The sequence below is a fragment of the Muricoccus nepalensis genome (assembly GCF_006438825.1).
Taxonomy (GTDB): domain Bacteria; phylum Pseudomonadota; class Alphaproteobacteria; order Acetobacterales; family Acetobacteraceae; genus Roseomonas; species Roseomonas nepalensis.
In genome coordinates, this window is sequence record NZ_RCZP01000062.1 from 1 (window position 1) to 19061 (window position 19061).

Sequence of the window (19061 nt, forward strand, 5' to 3'; positions counted from 1 at the left end):
CGGCGGGCTCCGGGGCGCGGGCGGCGGGCGCGGCGGCTTCGGCCGCACGGGCCTCGGCGCGGGCGCGGCGCTCCTCCTCGTCCTGGCGGCGCTTCGCCTCGGCGGCGCGCTCGGCGGCCTCCTCGGCGGCGCGGCGCTCCTCCTCCTGGCGGCGCTGGGCCTCCTCGTTGGCGGAGCGCACCATCAGCGCCTGCTGCTCGCGCTCCTGGCGCTGGCGGTCGGCCTCCTGGCGGCGCATCTCCTCGAGCACGCGCAGGCGGTTGGCCTGCTCGCCCTGGGTCAGCGGGCGTCCGGGCGCGGGGGCCGGGCCGCTCGCGCGGGCCGGGCCGCCGGCGCGGGCGGGACCGCCGGCGCGAGCCGGGCCGGCCGCCTGCGGGCCGGCCGGGCGCGGCGCGGCGCCGGTCGGCGCGGGCGCGCCACCGGGGCCGGCCGCGCGCTTCTTCACCACCTCGACCTGCACGGTCTTGCTGCGGCCATGGCTGAAGGACTGGCGCACGCTGCCAGCCTGCTCGGTCTTGCCGAGCTCCATGCGTCCGCCGGGGCGCAGCGAGAGGCGCCCCTTACCCTGGTCCTGCGTGTTGTCCTCGCCCGAACCCGGGTTTTCCGTATCCAATTTGCTGTCCGGCACACTCATCTCCAAGGCACCCGCCGGGTCTGTTCCCGGGGCGCCGGCCGCGCCCTTGGGGCGGCCCATCCTCACCATCGCGCCATCAGGGGCGCGCATCCCCCGGGTCGCGCCAGGGGCGCGGTCCCGCTGGGGCAAAAGGGAAGCGTCTTCCCCAAAACCCCGTCGCCGTCAGGCCGACTAGCGGCTCATTGCTCTTGCGTCACTGGCACGGCCGGCTCCCCTCCGCGCCGAGGGCGCGTTTCCTGCCTGCCGCCCTTCCGGGGCGCCGGGCCATGGCCGCCGCGGGGGCTTTTCCCCCCGGCCGCCCCGTCAGGGCCGCCCGATGCCGGGCGGCCGGATTGGCCCGCCCCGGAGGGGCGTGCCGTCGATGCGCCATGTGGCGCCGCGGCGGGCCCGGTGCCAGGGGGCCTCGGCCCCCCTTTCCCGCCCCGCGCATCCTTTCCGGCCCCATCGGAGGCCGGGCCCTGCCCCTCGGGCGGGGCACCCTCGCGCGCCGCCCGGGCCGCAGCCCGGCGCTCGTCGCGCGAGCCGCCGCCGCGGATGGCCGGCCCGCCGGCGCCGCGAACCGGCGCCGCGTTGCCCCCCCGAACCGGCGGCGCGACGGGGGTCGTGTCCAGCACGCCCGCGAGCCGGGCCGCCTCGGCGAGGATGCCCTCGGCCAGCCGCCCCGGCGCCACCGCCACGTGAACCGCGTGATCCCGCCCGAACAACGCCCCCAGCTCCGCCGCGTCGAGCACCGGGACGACGGGGACCCCATGGCCACCCACCAGCCGCGAACGCTCCGACGCGCTTCCGTCCGCCGCCTCGACCAGCAGGGCGGCGCGGCCGGCCTGGAGCCATTCGCGCGCCTGCTGGAAGCCCACAACGGCCTGCCCCGCGCGCCGCGCGAAGCCGACCTGGTCCCGGATGCGACGCCGCAGCCCCTCGACGATCGACTGGCGAAGGTCGGGGATGGGGTGCACCGGGCCGCGGGCGGCCTTCATGAAGGCCCCGCGGCTGATGGCGCGTTCTAGCACATCGCCGCGCGCGCTCAACCACATTCCCCGCCCGGGCATCCGCCCCGCCAGGTCCGGCACCAGCGCGCGGTCGGGGCCGAGCACGAAGCGGATCATGGATTCCTTGGGCAGGCTCTCGCGCGTCACGATGCAGCGGCGCAGCGGCCCGCGCTCCTCTGCGTCCGGCTGGCCGGGCGTCGCGTCGGCCGCGGGGGCCGGCGCGGGATCCGTCCCGCCGGGCATCCCCGGCGGGGTCTCCTCCGGGGCGCCGTCCGGCATCTGGGGGTCAGGCCCGGGCGTCGCCGTTCTCCTCGCCCTCGGCCTCGCCCTCGACGGTGCCGGTCGCGGCCGCCTCGTCGCCGACCGGCTCGGCGTCGTCCGCGCCGGCGTCGTCGGTCGTCTCGCCGTCCAGCATCTCGTCGCCGGCCACCTCGCCCTCGGCCATCTCGTCGCCCGGCATCTCCTCGGCCAGGGCCGCGGCCTCGGCGGCGGCCGCGGCGGCCTCCTCCTCGGCGCGGGCCTGCTCCTCGGGGCCGAACCAGCCGGCGCGCTGGCGGGCCGCCATGATGATGGCGTTCGCCGTCTCCTCGTCGACGCTGTCGGCGCCGAGGATCTCGATCAGCTCGTCCGCGGCGAGATCCCCGAGGTCGTCGAGCGTCTTCACGCCCTTCTCGCCCAGCGAGACCATCATCGCGGGCGTGAAGCCGCCGACCTCGCCCACCTTGTCGTCCACGCCCATCTCGCGGCGCTTCTCGTCGAGCTCGTTGTCGCGGCGCTCCAGGCTGGCCTGGGCGCGGCGCTTTAGCTCCGCCGCCACGTTCTCGTCGAAGCCCTCGATGTTCGCGAGCTCCTCGTCCTCGATCTCGACGATCTCCTCGAGCGAGGAGAAGCCCTCGGTCACGAGCAGGCCGGCGATCACGTCGTCCACGTCCAGCCCCTCGACGAAGAGGCCGGAGCGCTTGCGGAAGTCCTCCTGCCGCCGCTCGCTCTCCTCGGCCTCCGTCAGGATGTCGACGTCGTAGCGGGTGAGCTGCGAGGCGAGGCGCACGTTCTGGCCGCGGCGGCCGATGGCCAGCGAAAGCTGGTCGTCCGGCACCACCACCTCGACGCGCCGCCCCTCGTCGTCGAGCACCACCTTCGTCACCTCGGCGGGCGCGAGCGAGTTCACGATGAAGGTCGGCATGTCGTTCGACCAGGGGATGATGTCGATCTTCTCCCCCTGGAGCTCCGCCACCACCGCCTGCACGCGCGACCCGCGCATGCCAACGCAGGCGCCGACGGGGTCGATGGAGGAATCACGGCTGATCACCGCCATCTTCGCGCGCGAGCCCGGGTCGCGGGCCACCGCCTTGATCTCGATGATGCCGTCGTAGATCTCCGGCACCTCCTGCGCGAAGAGCTTCGCTAGGAACCCCGGATGCGTGCGGGAGAGGAAGATCTGCGGCCCGCGCTGCTCCTCGCGCACGTCGTAGATGTAGGCGCGCACGCGGTCGCCGTTGCGGAAGGCTTCGCGCGGGATCGTCTCGTCGCGCCGCAGCAGTGCCTCGGCGCGACCGAGGTCCACCATGAGGTTGCCGTACTCGGTGCGCTTGACGACGCCGTTGATGATCTCGCCGACGCGGTCCTTGTACTCGTCGAACTGCTTCTTGCGCTCGACCTCGCGCACGCGCTGCACGATCACCTGCTTGGCGGTCTGCGCCGCGATGCGGCCGAAGTCGATGGGAGGCAGCGGGTCGACGATGTGGCCGCCGACCTCGGCGTCGGGCTTGAACTTGAGGGCGATGCGGAGCGGGATCTGGGTGTCCTCGTTCTCCACCGGCTCTTGGTCCACGATCTCGGTCCAGCGGGAGAGGCGGACCTCGCCGTTGCGGCGGTCGATGGTGGCGCGGATGTCCTTCTCCTGGCCGTACTTCGCGCGGCCGGCCTTGGACATGGCCTGCTCCATCGCCTCGAGCACTTCCTCGCGCTCGATCATCTTCTCGCGGGCGACCGCTTCCGCGACCTGGAGCAGCTCCGGGCGGGCGATGGCAACGTCCACGGCCATGGTTCTCAGTTCCTCTCGGACGGGGGGCGACGCGGGGTGCGCGGAGCCTTGGCAGCATCCGGCGTGCCGGTCGCGGGGGCTCGCCAGCGCCGCGGGGCCTTCTTCGGGGCCTCCGCGGCGTCGGCGTCATCGGGTTCGGGCTGGGCGGTGGCCGCGATCAGCTCGTCGGTCAGCACGAGCTTCGCGCGGCGGATGTCGCGGCGAGGCAGCGCGACCTCGTCGCCCTCGTCCAGCTTCAGCCGGACCTCGTTCTCGTCCGCGGACAGGATGCGGCCGCGGAAGCGCCGGCGCCCCTCGTGCGGGATGCTCATCTCCACCGTCGCGACCTGCGTGACGAAACGCACCCAGTCCTTCGTGCGCGTCAGCGGCCGGTCGATGCCGGCGGAGGACACCTCGAGGTTCCAGAGGCCCGGGAAGGGATCGTCCACGTCGAGCACGGCGCCCACCGCGTGGCTGATCGCCTCGCAGTCGCCGACGCCGATGAGGCTGCCATCGGCGCGGTCGGCCATGACCTGGACGGTCGGGCGCTCCTTGCCCTGAATCTGCACGCGCACGAGCTCGTAGCCCATGGCGCCGAGGGTCGGTGCGATCGCGGCGGCAATGCGGGCCTCGAGGCCCTCGTGCTGGGGAAGGTCGTCGCTCAAAAACGAAAAAAGGCGGCCCGTTAAGGCCACCCCCCTGTAACGGCGGATTGTCTTGTCAGCCCCCCATATAGTGAAGCGCGCATCCTGGGGCAAGCGCCGCGTGCGGGTTGCCCTCAGGCCCGCTTCCACACCCACCAGCGCGGCGAGCGCCCCTCGCGCAGCGCCTTGGCCTCGTAGCGCGTGCGCGGCCAGCCCTCGGGGTGGGCGTCGTGGTGCTCGGCGAGGGTGAAGAAGGGCTGGTCGCCCATCACCTCGTCCACCCAGGCCTGGTAGGTCGGGTCGTCGCTGGCGATTCGCCACTCCGCGCCGGGCCTCAGCTTCGCGGCCAGCAGCGGCAGCAGCGCCGGGTGGGTGAAGCGGCGCTTGGCGTGGCGGGCCTTGGGCCAGGGGTCCGGGAACATGAGGAACAGCCGGTCGAGCGCGGCGTCCGGCAGGGCCGCCAGAAGGTGGCGCGCGTCCTGCGGCCAGAGGCGGAGGTTGGGCGGCAGCGCCCCGGTCTCCTCCTCCCCCTCGGGGACGAGCTGGGTGAGGAGGGAGCAGAGGCCGTTCTCGAAGACCTCGGAGGCGATGAGGGCGGTGCCAGGGTTGGCCCGCGCGAGCTCGAGCGCGTGCTCGCCGCCGCCGAAGCCGACCTCGAGCCAGAGGGACTCGGCCGCCATCGGGAAGGAGGCCCGGGGATCGGCGGGGGTGGCGAGGGTGAGGCGGGGGAGCGTCAGGTCGAGCAGGCGCTGCTGGCGCGGGCGCAGCGGGTGGCCGCGGCGGCGCCCGTAGAGGCGGTCCGGGATGCCCTCGGCCGGAGGGGCGGGGCGGGTCTCGTCATAGGGCATGGGCGGGGCCTGGACAGGGGAAGGGCCGCCTCGCAGGGGGGTGCGGGGCGGCCCTCTTTTACGCTTTCAGGCTCTCTCCGCCCCCAAGGGGGATTGGGAAGGCGGCCGGACGAGGGGGGCGTCCGTTGAGAGGGACCTTAGGGCAGATGAGAACAAAACGTCAACAGATTTGTTCTCAGCGGTTGAAGGCGCGCTTGAGCTCGGGGACGAGGTCCGTGCGCTCCCAGGTGAAGGTGCCGCGCTCGTCGTCCGGCGTGCGGCCGAAATGGCCGTAGGAGGAGGTGGGGACGTAGATCGGGCGGTTGAGGCGCAGGTGCTCGCGGATACCGCGCGGGGAGAGGTTCACCAAGTCTTGGACGACGGTGGCGAGCTTCGCCTCGTCCACGTCGTGGCCGGTGCCGTGGAGGTCGAAGTAGACCGAGAGCGGCTTGGCGACGCCGATCGCGTAGGAGACCTGGATCGTGCAGCGCTCGGCCAGGCCGGCGGCGACGACGTTCTTGGCGACGTAGCGGGCGGCGTAGGCGGCGGAGCGGTCGACCTTCGTCGGGTCCTTGCCGGAGAAGGCGCCGCCGCCGTGGGGGGCCGCGCCGCCGTAGGTGTCGACGATGATCTTGCGCCCGGTCAGCCCGCAGTCGCCGTCGGGGCCGCCGATGACGAAGGTGCCGGTGGGGTTGACGTAGATCTCGTCGGCCGACGGCATCCAGCCCTGGGGAAGGCTCGTCTCGATGAAGGGGAGGACGAGGGCGCGGACGGCGTCCTGGGTCAGGCCTTCCTCGTGCTGGGTGGAGACCACGACGCTGGTGGCGCCGACGGGCTTGCCGTCGACGTACTTCAGCGTGACCTGCGACTTGGCGTCGGGGAGGAGGCCGCGGGCGGTGACGTCCTCGTTGCGGCGGGCCTCGCTGATGCGGCGCAGGATGAGGTGGGCGTAGTAGAGGGGCGCCGGCATCAGCTCGGGCGTCTCGCGGCAGGCGTAGCCGAACATGATGCCCTGGTCGCCCGCGCCCTCGTCCTTGTTGCCGGCGGCGTCGACGCCCTGGGCGATGTGGGCGGACTGGGCGTGGAGGTGGCACTCCACATGGGCGTTGCGCCAGGAGAAGCCCTCCTGGTCGTAGCCGATGTCGTGGACCGCAAGGCGGGCGCGGTGCATCAGCAGTTCGGGCGTGATGTCGCCGGGGCCGCGGGTCTCGCCGGCGATGATGATGCGGTTGGTGGTGACCAGCGTCTCGCAGGCCACGCGCGCGTAGGGGTCGGCCTCCAGGAAGGTGTCGAGGACCGTGTCGGAGATGCGGTCCGCCACCTTGTCGGGGTGGCCCTCGGAGACGGACTCCGAGGTGAAAAGGTACTCGCCCTTGTCGCGCATGGCGTGATTCAGCCTCTTGTCGCGTGGATGGAAGCCGGGGTCCCGGGTTCCGGGCGGCGGGGGGGTATCGCTTCCACTCGGCGGGGGGTCAAGGCGCGGGGGCGGGGGGCACTCATGCGGGGATGAGGGAGGGGTGGATGCGGCGGCGGCCTTCGGCGGTGCGGAGGAGGCGGATGCAGGTGCGGAGATAGGGGCGGGCGGCCGCGGTGAGGGGGCGGGTAAGGAGCCATTTCACGGCGCGATGAACCATTTCGGACAAATTGGGGTCGGGGAGCATCCAGGAGGGGCCTGGGAGGGCCTGGGGGAGGTTCAGGCGCCGGGCGAGGGTGAGGACCGGCAGGCCGAGGATGCGGTAGGTGCGGCGGTGGCAGGCCGAGAGCCAGTCGATGAGGCGGCGGAGGGTTTTGGGGGCGCGCTTGCGGGCGGCGAGTTTCAGGAGGCGGGACCAGACGCCGGCATGGGCCCAGCGGCGGAAGGTGCGGTGGACCGTATCCGTGCGGGCGTGGGCGCTGCGGGTTTGGCGCCAGGGGAGGGTTGAGGTGACGGCCTGGAAGATGGCGTCCAGCCGGGCGCGGGGCTCGGCGATGGGGCGGCCTGGGCTGGTGAGGGGGAGGTGGGGGGCGAGGAGGGCGTATTCGGCGTCCGTGAGGAGGGACCAGGGGCGGGAGTGAGGCATGGGTGCTTTCCCATCATGAATCGGGACAGCTAGCCGACATATAGCTCGTAAGTCAAGAATAAAATCCTAGTACGACCCATCTTTTAGAGTTACAGGTGGTGGACTTGAAGCGATTGGTCCCATTTTGAATTCAGGTACTCGCAAACAAGGCGTCTATGGCACTGATGGGGAGTGGCCTCGGAGCAAAGCAAGCATGCATTGTCGAAGAATGTCGGCTTCAAGCGCTCCTCAATTCTTCTTTCAGCCATCAGTCCCATGAATTTTTTCTCATACTCTGTCCAATCACCCTTATCTCTCTTGAAAGCTTTCAACATGTCATCAGTGGGCGCCAGCATGGGAGAATGAATATACTTAATTCCAGCGATCTTTTCTAAAAAAAATGCAAGATCATCAGATTTCGCAAACCCGGAAAGTTGAGAGGTATTATGAAGCCTCACATCAACGAGTGTTCTTATGTTTGCCGACAATAAACGTTCGAAGAAGCCCCGCGCATTAGTCTTTGTAAAACCGATTGTCGAAATGTTAGCAGGCATTCTTTCACTCCTGGTTCTGAAGATCACGGCGCGCTGAAGACTTCTGCCGGTACGCGACCTTCAAGGATCTCATCCTGTATGCGCGGTTCAGTCTCTCCAGTGGCGGCGCAAAAAAATCATCCTCGGCGCCTCTGGTCAGTTGAAGAAGCTTCTTCTCAACAGTGTCATGCTCAACGACCGTCGCATCTGCCATAATGTGCCCCACTTCGATGCCTCTCTTATTAAGAGCTCGTCCGACAAGTAGGCATCTGTGACAATCAAGCGGATTATACTCAGAACACATCAAAGCAATTGTGTGTCTACTGGCACCATCCACCAATCGCTGCATTCCAGCCTTAAAATCCTCCTCCTCTGCCATCTTTTCGTAATCGGCGACGCCGCCAATATATAACCGTTCATCTTTGGGCCTACCCCCTAGCTCTTTGCCCATGAATACATAATCGATGCCAGCGTTTTTAAGTGTCGGCTTAAGGTAGTTCATGCAAAAATGTGAATGGCGCGAGTTCGGGGATGATCGCACATCCGCTACTACAGTGACACCAGTCAGATAAAGCTGGTCCAAGAATACATCGATAGGCATGGAGGAGTGCCCGATGGTAAGGACTCGCCCTGTCGCAAGCTCCACAGCATGCGCCTCCTCTAAAACAGCAGACCAGCCTCACAAGGGTACTATGCCGGCACTGAGCTTATAGGCAAATCCGTTCAACAACTCGCCCAAACTGACACACAACATAGCTTTACCCACATCATCCACACTATCGTCCCCAGCCGTATAAAATTCTTCAATTTCTGGGTCAGTAATCTTCAATGTATAGTAATCTCCCTCATATGTAAAAGATCCTCTAACGCTTCTCCGACTTTCTCCAAATGCTGCACCTTCCGTTGCAACTCGAATTTTTAGATCGCTGACCAAAATTAACCTAAGAGAGCTGCCATACGAGGGCGCCAAGTTTTCAGGAACGCGATCATTCATTCCACGACCACTGGAACCATGGTTCGTTCCCCACAAGCCCATACTGGGTGGATCAAGAAATGTAAGAGCCTGCGACGAACTAATTTCCTCTACTAACGACCAGTACACATCTTTATTTATCTGATAGTTTTCCGGCTGATAATCGTGGTTACATCTTTTTGTTAAGACGATGTCAATTACATCTAGTATTGCAGGTTCAGCGCCGCCCTTATACCTTCGATCAAGAGATGACAATGATCCTCCATTGATTAAGTTTACAGGCCTTACCCACCTCCCCTTATTGCTCCCAGCGAACACCTTCCCTGCCACACACCTCCCATTCGGCTTTCGGGAATTCGCAAAACAAACCAGCCGTACAGTGTGCTCTGCCATATAGATGACCTTCCTGAACGCACCTAGAAGTCACCTCATATCACGTTTCAGATCCAATATGAACTCCGCCCCACTCTCCAAACAAACACCCCTCACCTCCTCCACCAGCGTCGGCACCATCGGAATCCCCCCTTCCCGCCGCCGCACCGTCTCGTCGTGCTCGGGGTCGCCGGGGATGAGGACGGGCTGGGCGGGGTCGATGGGGGCGATGCCGCGCATGCGGGCGGTGAGTTCTTCCAGGTCTTCCTCGAAGGCTTCTGCCGTGCGGAAGGCGGCGGGGTCGATGGCGAGGAAGAAGTGGCCGGTTTCGTTCTCGGCCATGCGGGCGCCGGTGAGGGTGGCGCAGAGGATTTCGACCATCAGGGCCAAGCCGTAGCCCTTGTGGCCGCCGAGCTTGCGGGTGCCGCCGAGGGGGGAGAGGCGGCGGGCGATGGCGGCGGCGGCCGAGTCGGTCTCGGGCGTGCCTTCGGGGGTGAGGGCCCAGCCCTCGGGGATGGGTTTGCCGGCGCGGCGGGCGATGGAGACCTTGCCGTAGGCGACCGCTGTTGTGGCCATGTCCAGCAGGACGGGGCGCGCCTTGTCGCGCGTGGGGGCGGAGAAGGCGATGGGGTTGGTGCCCAGCGCCGGGTCCTTCCCGCGCACGGGCACCAGCAACGGCGGCGAGTTGGTGAGGGAGATGCCGATCAGCCCGTGCTCGGCCGCCTGCCGAGCGTACCAGCCGGCCGCGCCGTAGTGGGTGGAGTTGGTGACGGCCGTGACGCCGATCCCGTGCTCCTTCGCCTTGGCGATGGCGGTGGTGTTGGCCAGGTGGGCGGCGACGTGGCCGATGCAGTGGTGTGCGTCGATCAGGGCGGCGGGGCCGCGGTCGTTCCCGATGGTCGGGCTCGCGCGCGGGTCGAGGCGGCCCTCGCGGACGGCGATCTGGTAGAAGGGCAGCATGCCCACCCCGTGGGAATCGACGCCCGAGAGGTCGGTGTCGACCATGATGGTGGCGGCAGTGTCGGCGTGGCCGGGGTCCATGCCCCAGGTGGTGAAGACCGTGGTGAGCTGCCGGTGCAGCCGTTCCGCGGGAACGGTGAGGACGTTTTCCATCCCCGCATTAGAACGCGCGGCCCGGGGGGCGCGTCCACCCCCCGGCCCGCCCGAAGCGGCCCTCAGGAGGAGCGGATCTGCGTGATCTTGGTGCCGTTGAGGGCGATGGAGGCCATCAGCCCCTCCTGGTTGAAGGTGACGGCGTAGACGGGCTCGCGCAGCGTGGTGGAGGTGGCGTTCACCTGCGCGCCGCGGTCGATGAAGACGACGCTCGGGCCGGTGCCGATCTCCCAGCCTTCGGCGTTCATCAGGGCGCGCAGCGCCGCCTCGGTCATGAAGAACATCGCGAGGCCCGAGGCCTGGGCGCCGATGAGGAGGCCGAAGGAGGCGCCGGCGATGTTGAAGTAGCCGCGGGTGGTGCCGCCCTCGATCAGCGCGCCCTCGCCGTACTGTCCGCCGACGACGAAACCGCCCTGGATGATGCGGGGGAAGATGAGGGTGGCGCGCGCCTGCTCGTGCAGGGCGCGGGCCTGCGGCAGGTTGCGGAGGCGGGTGAGCGCGGCCGCGACGTCCGCGTCGATCTCCGCGCGGGCGGCGGCCTGGGCCGGGCTCGGTCGCAGGAGGGGCGTGGCCGCGAGGGCCAGGGCCGCGGCGGGCAGCAGGCGGGTGGCCAAGGCGCGGCGGGTGGGGGCGGGTTGGGTCATGCGACGGGTTCCTCGCTGGGGCTCCGGAGGGGGGGCCCTTCCGCGGGCGGAACGCGCCGGGCGCGGGGGCGGATGCGGCCGTTACATCTTGTCGGGCTTCGACGGCCGGGCGTTGCGGGCGGCGGGCTCAGGGCTCGTCGAAGGGGATGCCGGCGGGGATGCCGCCGAAGGCCGTGATCTCGCCGAGCGGCTCGCCGCGGCGCCAGAGGGCCGCGGGGCGGTAGTCGTCGTAGGCGCGGAGCCGACGGCGGGCCGCGGGCGCGCGGTCGAGGTAGCCGTTGTTCCAGCGGCAGGTGAGCAGGGCGCAGCCGGCCTCGAGGAGGGCGGCGGTCTCGAAGCGGAGCACGGCCTGGTCCTCCCCGGCGTCGCGCGGGCTCGCGGCCAGGCGCCGGGCGTCGGCCTCGCTCGCGAAGAGGAAGACCATGCTGTTGATGAAGAGGCGCCAGGCCGCGGGCGGGATGGCCGGGTGAAGGCGCGCGGCGATCGGCCCCTCCGGCATGTTCTGCCAGCGGAGCCAGGCGGTGGTCCCGCCGGGCGCCGGGGCAGGGGTCCAGGCGTCGCGGTTGGCGGTCGCCTCGGCGCCCGTCGCCAGCGCCGCGGCCGGCAGCAGGCCGTGCGCGCGGATGCCCTCGATCGCCGTGCGGTGGGTGACGTGGAAGAGGCGCGGGTTGTGGCGGGCGAAGTCCATCCGCCCGCGCTCAGCCCATGCCGAGGACGTGCTTCATCCCGTAGAGGCCGGGGGGCTGCGAAAGGGCCCAGAGGGCGGCGCGGACGGCGCCCGTCGCGTAGACGCGGCGGTCGAAGGAGCGGTGGGTGAGGGCGATGTGCTCCTCGCCCGAGGCGAAGAGAAGCGTGTGCTCGCCCACGACCTGGCCGGCGCGGAGCGCGGCGAAGCCGATGGCGCCGGGCTTGCGGGCGCCGGTGTGGCCGTCGCGCCCGGATTCGATGCCCGCCTCCTCCAGCGTGGTGCCGCGCCCGGCCGCGACGGCGCGGCCGAGGGCGAGGGCCGTGCCGGAGGGGGCGTCGATTTTCTGGCGGTGGTGGATCTCCACGATCTCGGCGTCGTAGGCCTCACCCGGCAGGGCGGCGGCCATCCGCTCGGCCAGCGCCAGGAGAAGGTTCACGCCCGGGGCGAAGTTGGCGGCGTAGACGATGGGGATGTGCCGCGCCGCCTCGTGCAGCGCGGCCTCCTGCGCGCGGTCGAGGCCGGAGGTGCCGAGGACGAGCGGCTTGCGGGCCGCCGCCGCCGCGTGGGTGTGCGCCGGGGCGGCGGAGGCGGTGGTGAAGTCGATGAGGGCGTCGCTGACGCGGGCGAGCGCCGCGGGGTCGCTCGGCCACTGCTCGCCGCGCCGGGCGGTGCCGCCGGCGAGGGTGGCGCCGGCCGCCGTCACCTCCTCCGCCAGAAGCCGCCCCATGCGGCCGGAGATGCCGAGGATGCCGATCTTGGCCATGCTGCGCGTGCCCCCGCGGGTGAGTGGTCGCGCGTTGTCGGGCGGATCGGCGGCGGGGGGAAGGGGCCGGCCGCGCCGCCGCCCGGCGTCAGGGCCGGTCGAGCCAGAAGGGCTCGGCCTTGTAGTAGTCGTAGACCCGCTGGCCGTGGGTGTCGGTCAGGTCGCCCTCGTCCTCGGCGGGGAAGGTGGGGGCGCCCTCGAGCTGCTCGCGGGTGAGGTCGACGACGTAGCCGCCGAGCGCCGTGTCGTAGGTCAGGACCGACCAGGGCAGCGGGTGCTGGCTCTCGCCGAGGCCAAGGAAGCCGCCGAAGGCCATGACCGCGAAGGCGACGCGCCCCGAGACCTTGTCGATCATCAGGGTCTCGATGGTGCCGAGGTGCTCGCCGCCGCGGTTGTAGACGGCGGTGCCCTCCACCTTGTCGGCGGAGATGAGGCGGCGGGCCGCGGGATCGGGTTCCGGGGCGGCGCTGGATAGGACTTCGCGGGCGGGCATGGGGCGTTCCTGGGCGGAGGGGCCGGGTCTTCCGGGCCGGGAGGTCAACGCCCGGGCGACGGGCAGGTTTAGGCCGCGCCCTCGCCGGTCGTTGCGCCGTCGATTGTTACTGCGGCTGATCTTGCCGGGTTGATCAGATTTACTAATTTTCGCCTTATGGTTGAAGTCACGGCAAAAAAACTTGGCGTTGGAGGTGAAGGCAGCGGCCCGGCAGGGATCGCGCAACTCCTCGCTTGCCTGCGGCGGCCGGAACCCCGATGATGCTTTATCAGAACGAACCGGCCGCCCCGCCGGCGCGCCGGCCTCCCGGAAAAGCGGCCATGCCCTCGCTTCGCCTGCATCGCGTGCTCGTCGCCGCGTCGGTGGTGATGCCCGCCCTCCTCTTCGGCGCGGCGGCGCTGCACAACCGCCGGGACGTCCTGCGCGACGGGCAGGTCAGCGTCTCGCGCAGCGTCACGATCATGGACGAGCACGCGCGCAAGGTGTTCGAGACGGGCGAGCTCGTCCTCGGCCGCGTGGACGACCGCATCCAGGGGAAGGACTGGGCGGCGATCGCGGCGCCCGAGACCAGCAGCTTCCTCTCGGGGCTCGAGGCCCCGCTGGCGCAGGTGGTCTCGGTCTGGGTGAGCGACGCCGAGGGCAGGGTGCACGCGGGCAGCCAGGCCTGGGACCGCTCGGTGAGCATCGCCAGCCGGGAATTCTTCGAGGCGCAGCGGGCGGCCGACGTCGGCTCCTTCGTCAGCGCCCCCTTCTCGGGCCGGGCGACGCAGCGGCGGAGCTTCGCGCTCAGCCGGCGGCGCTCCACCCCAGACGGGCGCTTCGACGGGGTCGTGCACATCGCGCTCAACCCGGACTACTTCACCCAGTACTACGCGGCCTCCACGCCAGAGGCCTCCCACGTCGCGCTGCTGATGCGGGCGGACGGCGTGATCCTCGCGCGCCTACCGGACACCGGGGGGACGGGCGCGGCGGAGCGGATCCCGGCGGAGAGCCGGCTGCTGCGGCAGATCGCGATCCGGCCGGAGGGGGGGTCCTTCCTCGGCGTCACCACGCCCGACGGGGTGGAGCGCGCCTACGCCTACCGCAAGGTCGGCCACTACCCGCTCTACGTCGCCTTCGGGGTGGACAAGGCGTCGCTGCTCGGGCGCTGGCACGACAACCTCCGCCTCTTCGGCGCGGTCGCGGGCGCGGCCTCCTTCATGCTCCTCCTCGTCTCCTGGCTCGCGCTGCGCGGGGTGAAGGCGGAGCACGCGGCGATGGCGCGGCTGCGGGCCGCCCTCGAGAGCCTGCGCGAGGAGACGCGCCAGCGCGAGGCGGCGGAGCAGCGCGTTCGCCAGGCGCAGAAGATGGAGGCGGTCGGGCAGCTCACGGGCGGGATCGCGCACGACTTCAACAACCTCCTCACGGCCGTGCTCGGCAGCCTGCAGCTTCTCCGCAAGCGCCTGCCGGCCGACGACGAGCGCGCGACGCGGCTGCTGGAGAACGCCTTCCAGGGGGCGCAGCGCGGCGCCTCGCTGACGCAGCGGCTGCTCGCCTTCAGCCGCGGCCAGGCGCTGCGGCCGGCGGCGGTGGACCTGGTGGGGCTGGTGCAGGGGATGTCGGAGCTGCTGCGCAGTTCGCTCGGCCCCGGGGTGCGGGTGGAGGCGCAGTTCCCCCTCGGCCTCGCGCCCGCGCACGTGGACGCGAACCAGCTCGAGCTCGCGCTGCTCAACCTCGCGGTGAACGCGCGGGACGCGATGGGCGGCCAGGGCGCGCTCACGATCTTCGCGCGGGAGGAGCGCGTGACGGGGGGCGAGCTGCGGCCTGGGCGCTACGTCGTGCTCGGGATGACCGACACCGGCTGCGGCATGGACGAGGTGACGCTCGCGCGCTGCGTGGAGCCCTTCTTCACCACCAAGGGCGTGGGCAAGGGGACGGGGCTCGGGCTGTCGATGGTCTACGGGCTGGCCGCGCAGTCGAACGGGCGGCTGGTGCTGCGCAGCCGGCCGGAGGAGGGCACGACGGCCGAGCTCTGGCTGCCCGCGGCCGAGGCCTCCGCGATGGTGCCCCGCCCCGCCGCCGAGCCGGCCCGGCCGCGGCCGGAGGGCGTCGGGCGCCGGACGGTGATGGTGGTGGACGACGACCCGCTGGTGCTGGCCAGCACCTCCTCCATGCTCGAGGACGCCGGCCACGCGGTGGTGGAGGCCTCCTCGGCCCGGCAGGCGCTGGAGATCCTGCGGGCCGGGGCGAAGGTGGAGCTGGTGCTGACGGACCAGATCATGCCGGGGATGACGGGCCTGCAGCTCGCGACCGAGATACGCCGGCAATGGCCGGTGCTGCCGGTGCTGCTGGGCACGGGCTACACGGAGCGGACGGAGCTCGCGGGCTCGGGCCTGCCGCTGGTCGGCAAGCCCTTCTCGCAGGCGGAGCTGACGGCGGCGATCGAGGGCTGCCTCGCGCCGCCGCCGGGACTGGTCGTGGGCGGAACGGTGGTGCCGTTCCGCCCGGCGGAGGGACGGACGCCCTAGCGCCCGTTGCGACGCCCGCGCGGCGAGGGCGGCCCGTCGCCGCTTACGCGGCGAGGGCGGGGTAGTCGGTGTAGCCGTGCTCGTCGCCGCCGTAGAAGGTCGCCTTGTCGGGGGTCGCGAGCGGCGCGCCGGTCCTCATGCGCTGCACGAGGTCGGGGTTGGCGATGAAGGGGCGGCCGAAGGCGACGAGGTCGGCGCGGCCGTCGCGGACCGCGGCGTCGGCAAGCGCGAAGTCGTAGCCGTTGTTCGCCATGTAGGGGCCGCGGAAGGCCCGCTTCAGCGCCATGAAGTCGAAGCCCGGCACCACGTCGCGCGCACCGCCCGTCGCGCCCTCGATCATGTGGAGGTAGGCGAGATTGAGGCCGGCCAGCGCCTCCACGACGTGCGTGAACAGCGGCGCGGGGTCGCTGTCGCTGGCGTCGTTGGCGGGGGTGACGGGCGAGAGGCGGATGCCCGTGCGGTCGGCGCCGATCGCGTCCACCACGGCCTGCGTCACCTCGAGCGTCAGCCGCGCGCGGTTCTCGATGCTGCCGCCGTAGCGGTCGGTGCGCTTGTTGCTGCCGTCGCGCAGGAACTGGTCGAGCAGGTAGCCGTTGGCCGCGTGGACCTCGACGCCGTCGAAGCCGGCGGCCAGCGCGTTGCGCGCCGCGGCGACGTAGTCGGCGACGATGCCGGGGATCTCGCCGATCTCCAGCGCCCGCGGCTCGACATGCGGCTTGAAGCCCGTCTCGGTGAAGGCCTGGCCCTTGGGCGTGATGGCGGAGGGCGCGACGGGGAGGGCGTTGCCGGGCTGCAGGTCGGGGTGGGAGATGCGGCCGACGTGCCAGAGCTGGGCGACGATGCGGCCGCCCGCCTTGTGCACGGCCTCCGTCACCGGGCGCCAGCCGGCGAGCTGCGCCTCGGAATGGATGCCGGGGGTGAAGGCGTAGCCCTTGCCCTGCGGCGAGATCTGCGTCGCCTCCGAGATGATCAGGCCCGCGGTCGCGCGCTGCGCGTAGTAGGTGGCGGCGGAGGGGCGCGGCACGTCGCCGGCAACCGCGCGGCTGCGCGTCAGCGGCGCCATGGCGACGCGGTTGGCGAGGCCGATAGCGCCGACCTTCGTGGGCGTGAACAGGGGGCTGCTGGCGGGATCGGCGGTCATGGGGAACCTTTCGGGGGCGCCGGCCGGGCGCCCGGACCAGGGGTCCGGGGCCGGGGCGCGGGTGGCGGGAACCGGGCGTGCCGGCGGGGTCGCGGCGCCGGGGTCGCCGGCGGTCAGGACGGGATTTGGTGCGCCGCCGGCCGATCGGGGGAGGTCGTGCGGCATGGCTGCCATGTGCGGTGCCGCAAACGGGGGCCGGCGGGGGATGGTTTCCGGGCCGGCAGCCGCCGGCGGGCGCGTGGCGCGGCAACCGACGCCTTGCGCGGCGGCCGCGCGGGGCAACCGATACGGCGGGGGGCCGTTCCGTCCGGGCCTGGAAGCGGCCCTGCCGGCCGCGCCGCTTGGCCAAAGGAGACCGGTGTGCCCTTCGTGAAGACGCGCGACGACGTTGCCCTCCACTACACCGACTGGGGGACGGGCAAGCCCGTCGTGCTCATCCACGGCTGGCCGCTCAGCGGGGCCATGTGGGAGTACCAGGCGCTGTTCCTGGCCGCCCAGGGCTTCCGCGTCATCGCCTACGACCGCCGCGGCTTCGGGGAGAGCGGGAAGCCCTACACCGGCTACGACTACGACACGATGGCCGACGACCTGGCAGCGCTGATGGACGGGCTCGACCTCCAGGGCGCGGCACTGGTCGGCTTCTCGATGGGCGGCGGCGAGGTGGCCCGCTACCTCGCGCGGCACGGCCACGCGCGCGTGGCGAAGGCGGTGCTTGTCAGCGCGGTGACGCCCTACCTGCTGAAGGCGCCGGGGCACGACCAGGGCGTACCGAAGGAGGTCTTCGACGGGATCGTGTCGGGGCTGCTGGAGGACCGGCCGCATTTCCTGGCCACCTTCGGCAAGTCCTTCTTCGGCGCGGGGATGCTCAACTTCACCGTGACGACCGAGATCATGGACTGGGCGCTAGGCCTCGCGCTGCAGGCCTCGCCCAAGGCGACGGTGGACTGCGTGCGCGCCTTCTCGGAGACCGACTTCCGCGCGGACATGCGCGCCTTCGCGGTGCCGACGCTGATCATCCACGGGGACGCCGACCAGACTGTGCCGATCGACGTCTCCGGCCGGGCGGCGGCGCGGCTGATCACGGGGGCGAAGCTGGTCGAGTACGGCGGCGCGGCGCACGGGCTGTTCTTCACCGAGAAGGACCGGCTGAACGCGGACCTGCTGGCCTTCCTGAACGCGTGAGGGCCGGGGCGGGCGGGGTGGGGCGCGCCCTTCCTCGGCCCGCCGTTCCCGGAACCGCGGGGCGGGCGCCGGCCGCGCGCCGGGAAGCGCGGGCGGGGCCTTGGCGGCGCGCCCGGCCGCGCGAAGAATGGGTGGCATGACCATGGAACGACGGACCCGGGGCTGGACCTTGCATCGGGGAGGGCCCCGGGCCACTCCGGCGGAGGTGCTGCGCAAGCTGACGCGCGCGGTGATGTCCACCTGCCTCTGGGACCCGGAGGAGGAGGGGATCTCCTGGGCGCTCGGCGACATGCGCTTCCTCACGGTCTCGGCGATGCTGCCGGGCGTGGGGGAGGCCGCCTACGCGCAGGTCTTCTCCGCGCCCTTCGCGAGCAGCGCGGTGGAGGTCGCGTCCGGCCGCTTCGCGCCGCGCGGCGCCTTCGCGAAGCTGCCGGTCTCGGCGCGCAAGCGCGCGGGCGTGCTGAAGGGGCTGGGCCTGACGCTCGCGCCCCAGGGCCGGGAGGACTGGTCGCGCGACCTGCCGCCGCTGGACGAGGCCGGCTGCGCCTCCCTCGCGAACACGGTGATGGAGGCGCTGGTGGGCGCCTTCGGCTGGGACCCCGGCATCCCCCTGCAGGCCTCGGTCATCCACGAGACGGCGCTCGGCGAGGCCGAGGCCTTCCTCGAGGGGCTGCGGCCCATCCACGTCGAGGGGCTGCTGCGCGAGGCCGGGCTCGAGATCATCGAGGGCGAGCCCGAGGACGACGACGAGGCCCCCGCCTTCCTCGTGCAGCACGGCGCCCCCCTGCCCTTCCAGGTCGAGCTGACCGACCCCGTGGAGGAGGAGGACCCGCCCGCGCTCGCCTGGCACTACGGCACGATCGCCTTCTCGCTCGCGATCAGCGTGGAGGAGGGGGACGCGCTGGCCCTCGCGCTCGCGCTCCACGGGCTGACGCGCTGGGCGCGGGTGGAGCTGCCCGAGGAGCGGCGCGTGGTGGTCTCGCGCCTCGACAGCGTGGAGGGCGTCACCCCCGACGGGCTGCGCGCCATGCTCGACCGCTGGCTCGAGGAGCTGACGGCGGTGCGCAGCCGCCTCGAGCGCGGGCCGGGCGAGGTCGAGGAGGAGTAGCGCCAGGGAGGGCCCCCGGCGCCACCGCTCAGGCCGCGCGGATCCCCTCTAGGAAGCGGTTCACGCGCTCGCGGAGCACCTCGGACTGCTGGGCGAGCTGTCCGGAGGCGGCGCGGACCTGGGCGGCGGCGGCGCCGGTGCGCTCGGCGCCCTCGGTGACCCCCGCCGTGTGGCGGGTCACGTCCCGCGTGCCGTGCGCGGCCTCGGCCACCGCGCGCCCGATCTCCTGCGTCGCCGCGCTCTGCTGCTCGGCCGCCGCCGCCACCTGCGCGGTGATCCCGCCCATCTCCTCGATCGTGCGCACGATGCCCCCGATCGCCTCCACCGCCCGACCCGTCTCGCCCTGCATGGCCGCGATCTGCGCGCCGATCTCCTCCGTCGCCTTCGC

General features: G+C 71.3%; 19 protein-coding genes and 1 pseudogene. 3 read left to right on the forward strand and 17 right to left on the reverse strand.

The window, feature by feature from the left end; all coding sequences use genetic code 11:
- From EAH89_RS28450 to EAH89_RS28520, 15 genes are all read right to left on the reverse strand, one after another.
- A partial coding sequence (locus tag EAH89_RS28450) for a translation initiation factor IF-2 associated domain-containing protein (RefSeq protein ID WP_241667252.1) occupies window positions 1-529 on the reverse strand: 529 nt, incomplete at its 3' end.
- Window positions 530-813: 284 nt separating this feature from the next.
- Window positions 814-1902, reverse strand: coding sequence for an RNA-binding protein (locus EAH89_RS32895; RefSeq protein WP_241667251.1), 1089 nt, complete (start codon window positions 1900-1902; stop codon window positions 814-816).
- Window positions 1903-1909: 7 nt separating this feature from the next.
- A complete protein-coding gene (gene nusA / locus EAH89_RS28460) occupies window positions 1910-3667 on the reverse strand; it encodes a transcription termination factor NusA (protein WP_140887081.1) in 1758 nt (585 codons plus the stop codon).
- 5 nt (window positions 3668-3672) lie between these two features.
- Window positions 3673-4341, reverse strand: coding sequence for a ribosome maturation factor RimP (gene rimP, locus EAH89_RS28465; RefSeq protein ID WP_140887082.1), 669 nt, complete (start codon window positions 4339-4341; stop codon window positions 3673-3675).
- Between the two features lie 83 nt (window positions 4342-4424).
- Window positions 4425-5138 carry a tRNA (guanine(46)-N(7))-methyltransferase TrmB gene (gene trmB / locus EAH89_RS28470; protein ID WP_140887083.1) on the reverse strand — a complete coding sequence of 238 codons (714 nt, stop codon included), beginning with the start codon at window positions 5136-5138 and terminating at the stop codon, window positions 4425-4427.
- Between the two features lie 175 nt (window positions 5139-5313).
- Window positions 5314-6501, reverse strand: a complete 1188-nt coding sequence (gene metK / locus EAH89_RS28475) for a methionine adenosyltransferase (protein ID WP_140887084.1) — start codon at window positions 6499-6501, stop codon at window positions 5314-5316.
- Window positions 6502-6613: 112 nt separating this feature from the next.
- Window positions 6614-7177, reverse strand: coding sequence for a transposase (locus EAH89_RS33275; protein WP_140887085.1), 564 nt, complete (start codon window positions 7175-7177; stop codon window positions 6614-6616).
- Between the two features lie 89 nt (window positions 7178-7266).
- A complete protein-coding gene (locus EAH89_RS28485; RefSeq protein ID WP_140887086.1) occupies window positions 7267-7710 on the reverse strand; it encodes a DUF488 domain-containing protein in 444 nt (147 codons plus the stop codon).
- A 4-nt stretch (window positions 7711-7714) separates the two neighbouring features.
- Window positions 7715-8290 carry a DUF488 domain-containing protein gene (locus EAH89_RS28490; RefSeq protein ID WP_241667253.1) on the reverse strand — a complete coding sequence of 192 codons (576 nt, stop codon included), beginning with the start codon at window positions 8288-8290 and terminating at the stop codon, window positions 7715-7717.
- 78 nt (window positions 8291-8368) lie between these two features.
- Window positions 8369-9055 (reverse strand): dual OB domain-containing protein, encoded by a 687-nt coding sequence (locus EAH89_RS28495; RefSeq protein ID WP_408906330.1) that lies wholly within the window; start codon window positions 9053-9055, stop codon window positions 8369-8371.
- Window positions 9056-9085: 30 nt separating this feature from the next.
- Window positions 9086-10147 carry an Ldh family oxidoreductase gene (locus tag EAH89_RS28500; RefSeq protein ID WP_140887089.1) on the reverse strand — a complete coding sequence of 354 codons (1062 nt, stop codon included), beginning with the start codon at window positions 10145-10147 and terminating at the stop codon, window positions 9086-9088.
- A 62-nt stretch (window positions 10148-10209) separates the two neighbouring features.
- Window positions 10210-10791: a lipid-binding SYLF domain-containing protein gene (locus EAH89_RS28505; protein WP_140887090.1), complete on the reverse strand. Its 582-nt coding sequence runs from the start codon at window positions 10789-10791 to the stop codon at window positions 10210-10212.
- Window positions 10792-10918: 127 nt separating this feature from the next.
- Complete coding sequence (locus EAH89_RS28510; RefSeq protein WP_140887091.1) at window positions 10919-11479, reverse strand: DUF7002 family protein; 561 nt, start codon at window positions 11477-11479, stop codon at window positions 10919-10921.
- A 10-nt stretch (window positions 11480-11489) separates the two neighbouring features.
- On the reverse strand, window positions 11490-12242 hold the full coding sequence (gene dapB, locus EAH89_RS28515) for a 4-hydroxy-tetrahydrodipicolinate reductase (RefSeq protein ID WP_140887092.1): 753 nt from the start codon (window positions 12240-12242) through the stop codon (window positions 11490-11492).
- 88 nt (window positions 12243-12330) lie between these two features.
- Window positions 12331-12735, reverse strand: coding sequence for a PRC-barrel domain-containing protein (locus EAH89_RS28520; RefSeq protein WP_140887093.1), 405 nt, complete (start codon window positions 12733-12735; stop codon window positions 12331-12333).
- A gap of 320 nt (window positions 12736-13055) precedes the next feature.
- On the opposite strand from EAH89_RS28520, the gene EAH89_RS28525 reads away from it, so the two are divergent.
- Window positions 13056-15242, forward strand: a complete 2187-nt coding sequence (locus EAH89_RS28525) for a hybrid sensor histidine kinase/response regulator (RefSeq protein ID WP_140887094.1) — start codon at window positions 13056-13058, stop codon at window positions 15240-15242.
- Window positions 15243-15285: 43 nt separating this feature from the next.
- On the opposite strand, the gene EAH89_RS28530 is transcribed toward EAH89_RS28525, so the two are convergent.
- On the reverse strand, window positions 15286-16383 hold the full coding sequence (locus tag EAH89_RS28530; protein ID WP_140887098.1) for an alkene reductase: 1098 nt from the start codon (window positions 16381-16383) through the stop codon (window positions 15286-15288).
- A gap of 360 nt (window positions 16384-16743) precedes the next feature.
- Here EAH89_RS28530 and EAH89_RS28535 point away from each other — a divergent pair, with 360 nt between their 5' ends.
- Window positions 16744-17565: an alpha/beta fold hydrolase gene (locus EAH89_RS28535; protein ID WP_140887095.1), complete on the forward strand. Its 822-nt coding sequence runs from the start codon at window positions 16744-16746 to the stop codon at window positions 17563-17565.
- Window positions 17566-17770: 205 nt separating this feature from the next.
- On the forward strand, window positions 17771-18673 hold the full coding sequence (locus EAH89_RS28540) for a Brix domain-containing protein (RefSeq protein ID WP_140887096.1): 903 nt from the start codon (window positions 17771-17773) through the stop codon (window positions 18671-18673).
- 28 nt (window positions 18674-18701) lie between these two features.
- Here the strand turns inward: EAH89_RS28540 and EAH89_RS31620 are convergent.
- Window positions 18702-19061, reverse strand: a pseudogene (locus EAH89_RS31620) (hypothetical protein); the annotation flags it as partial.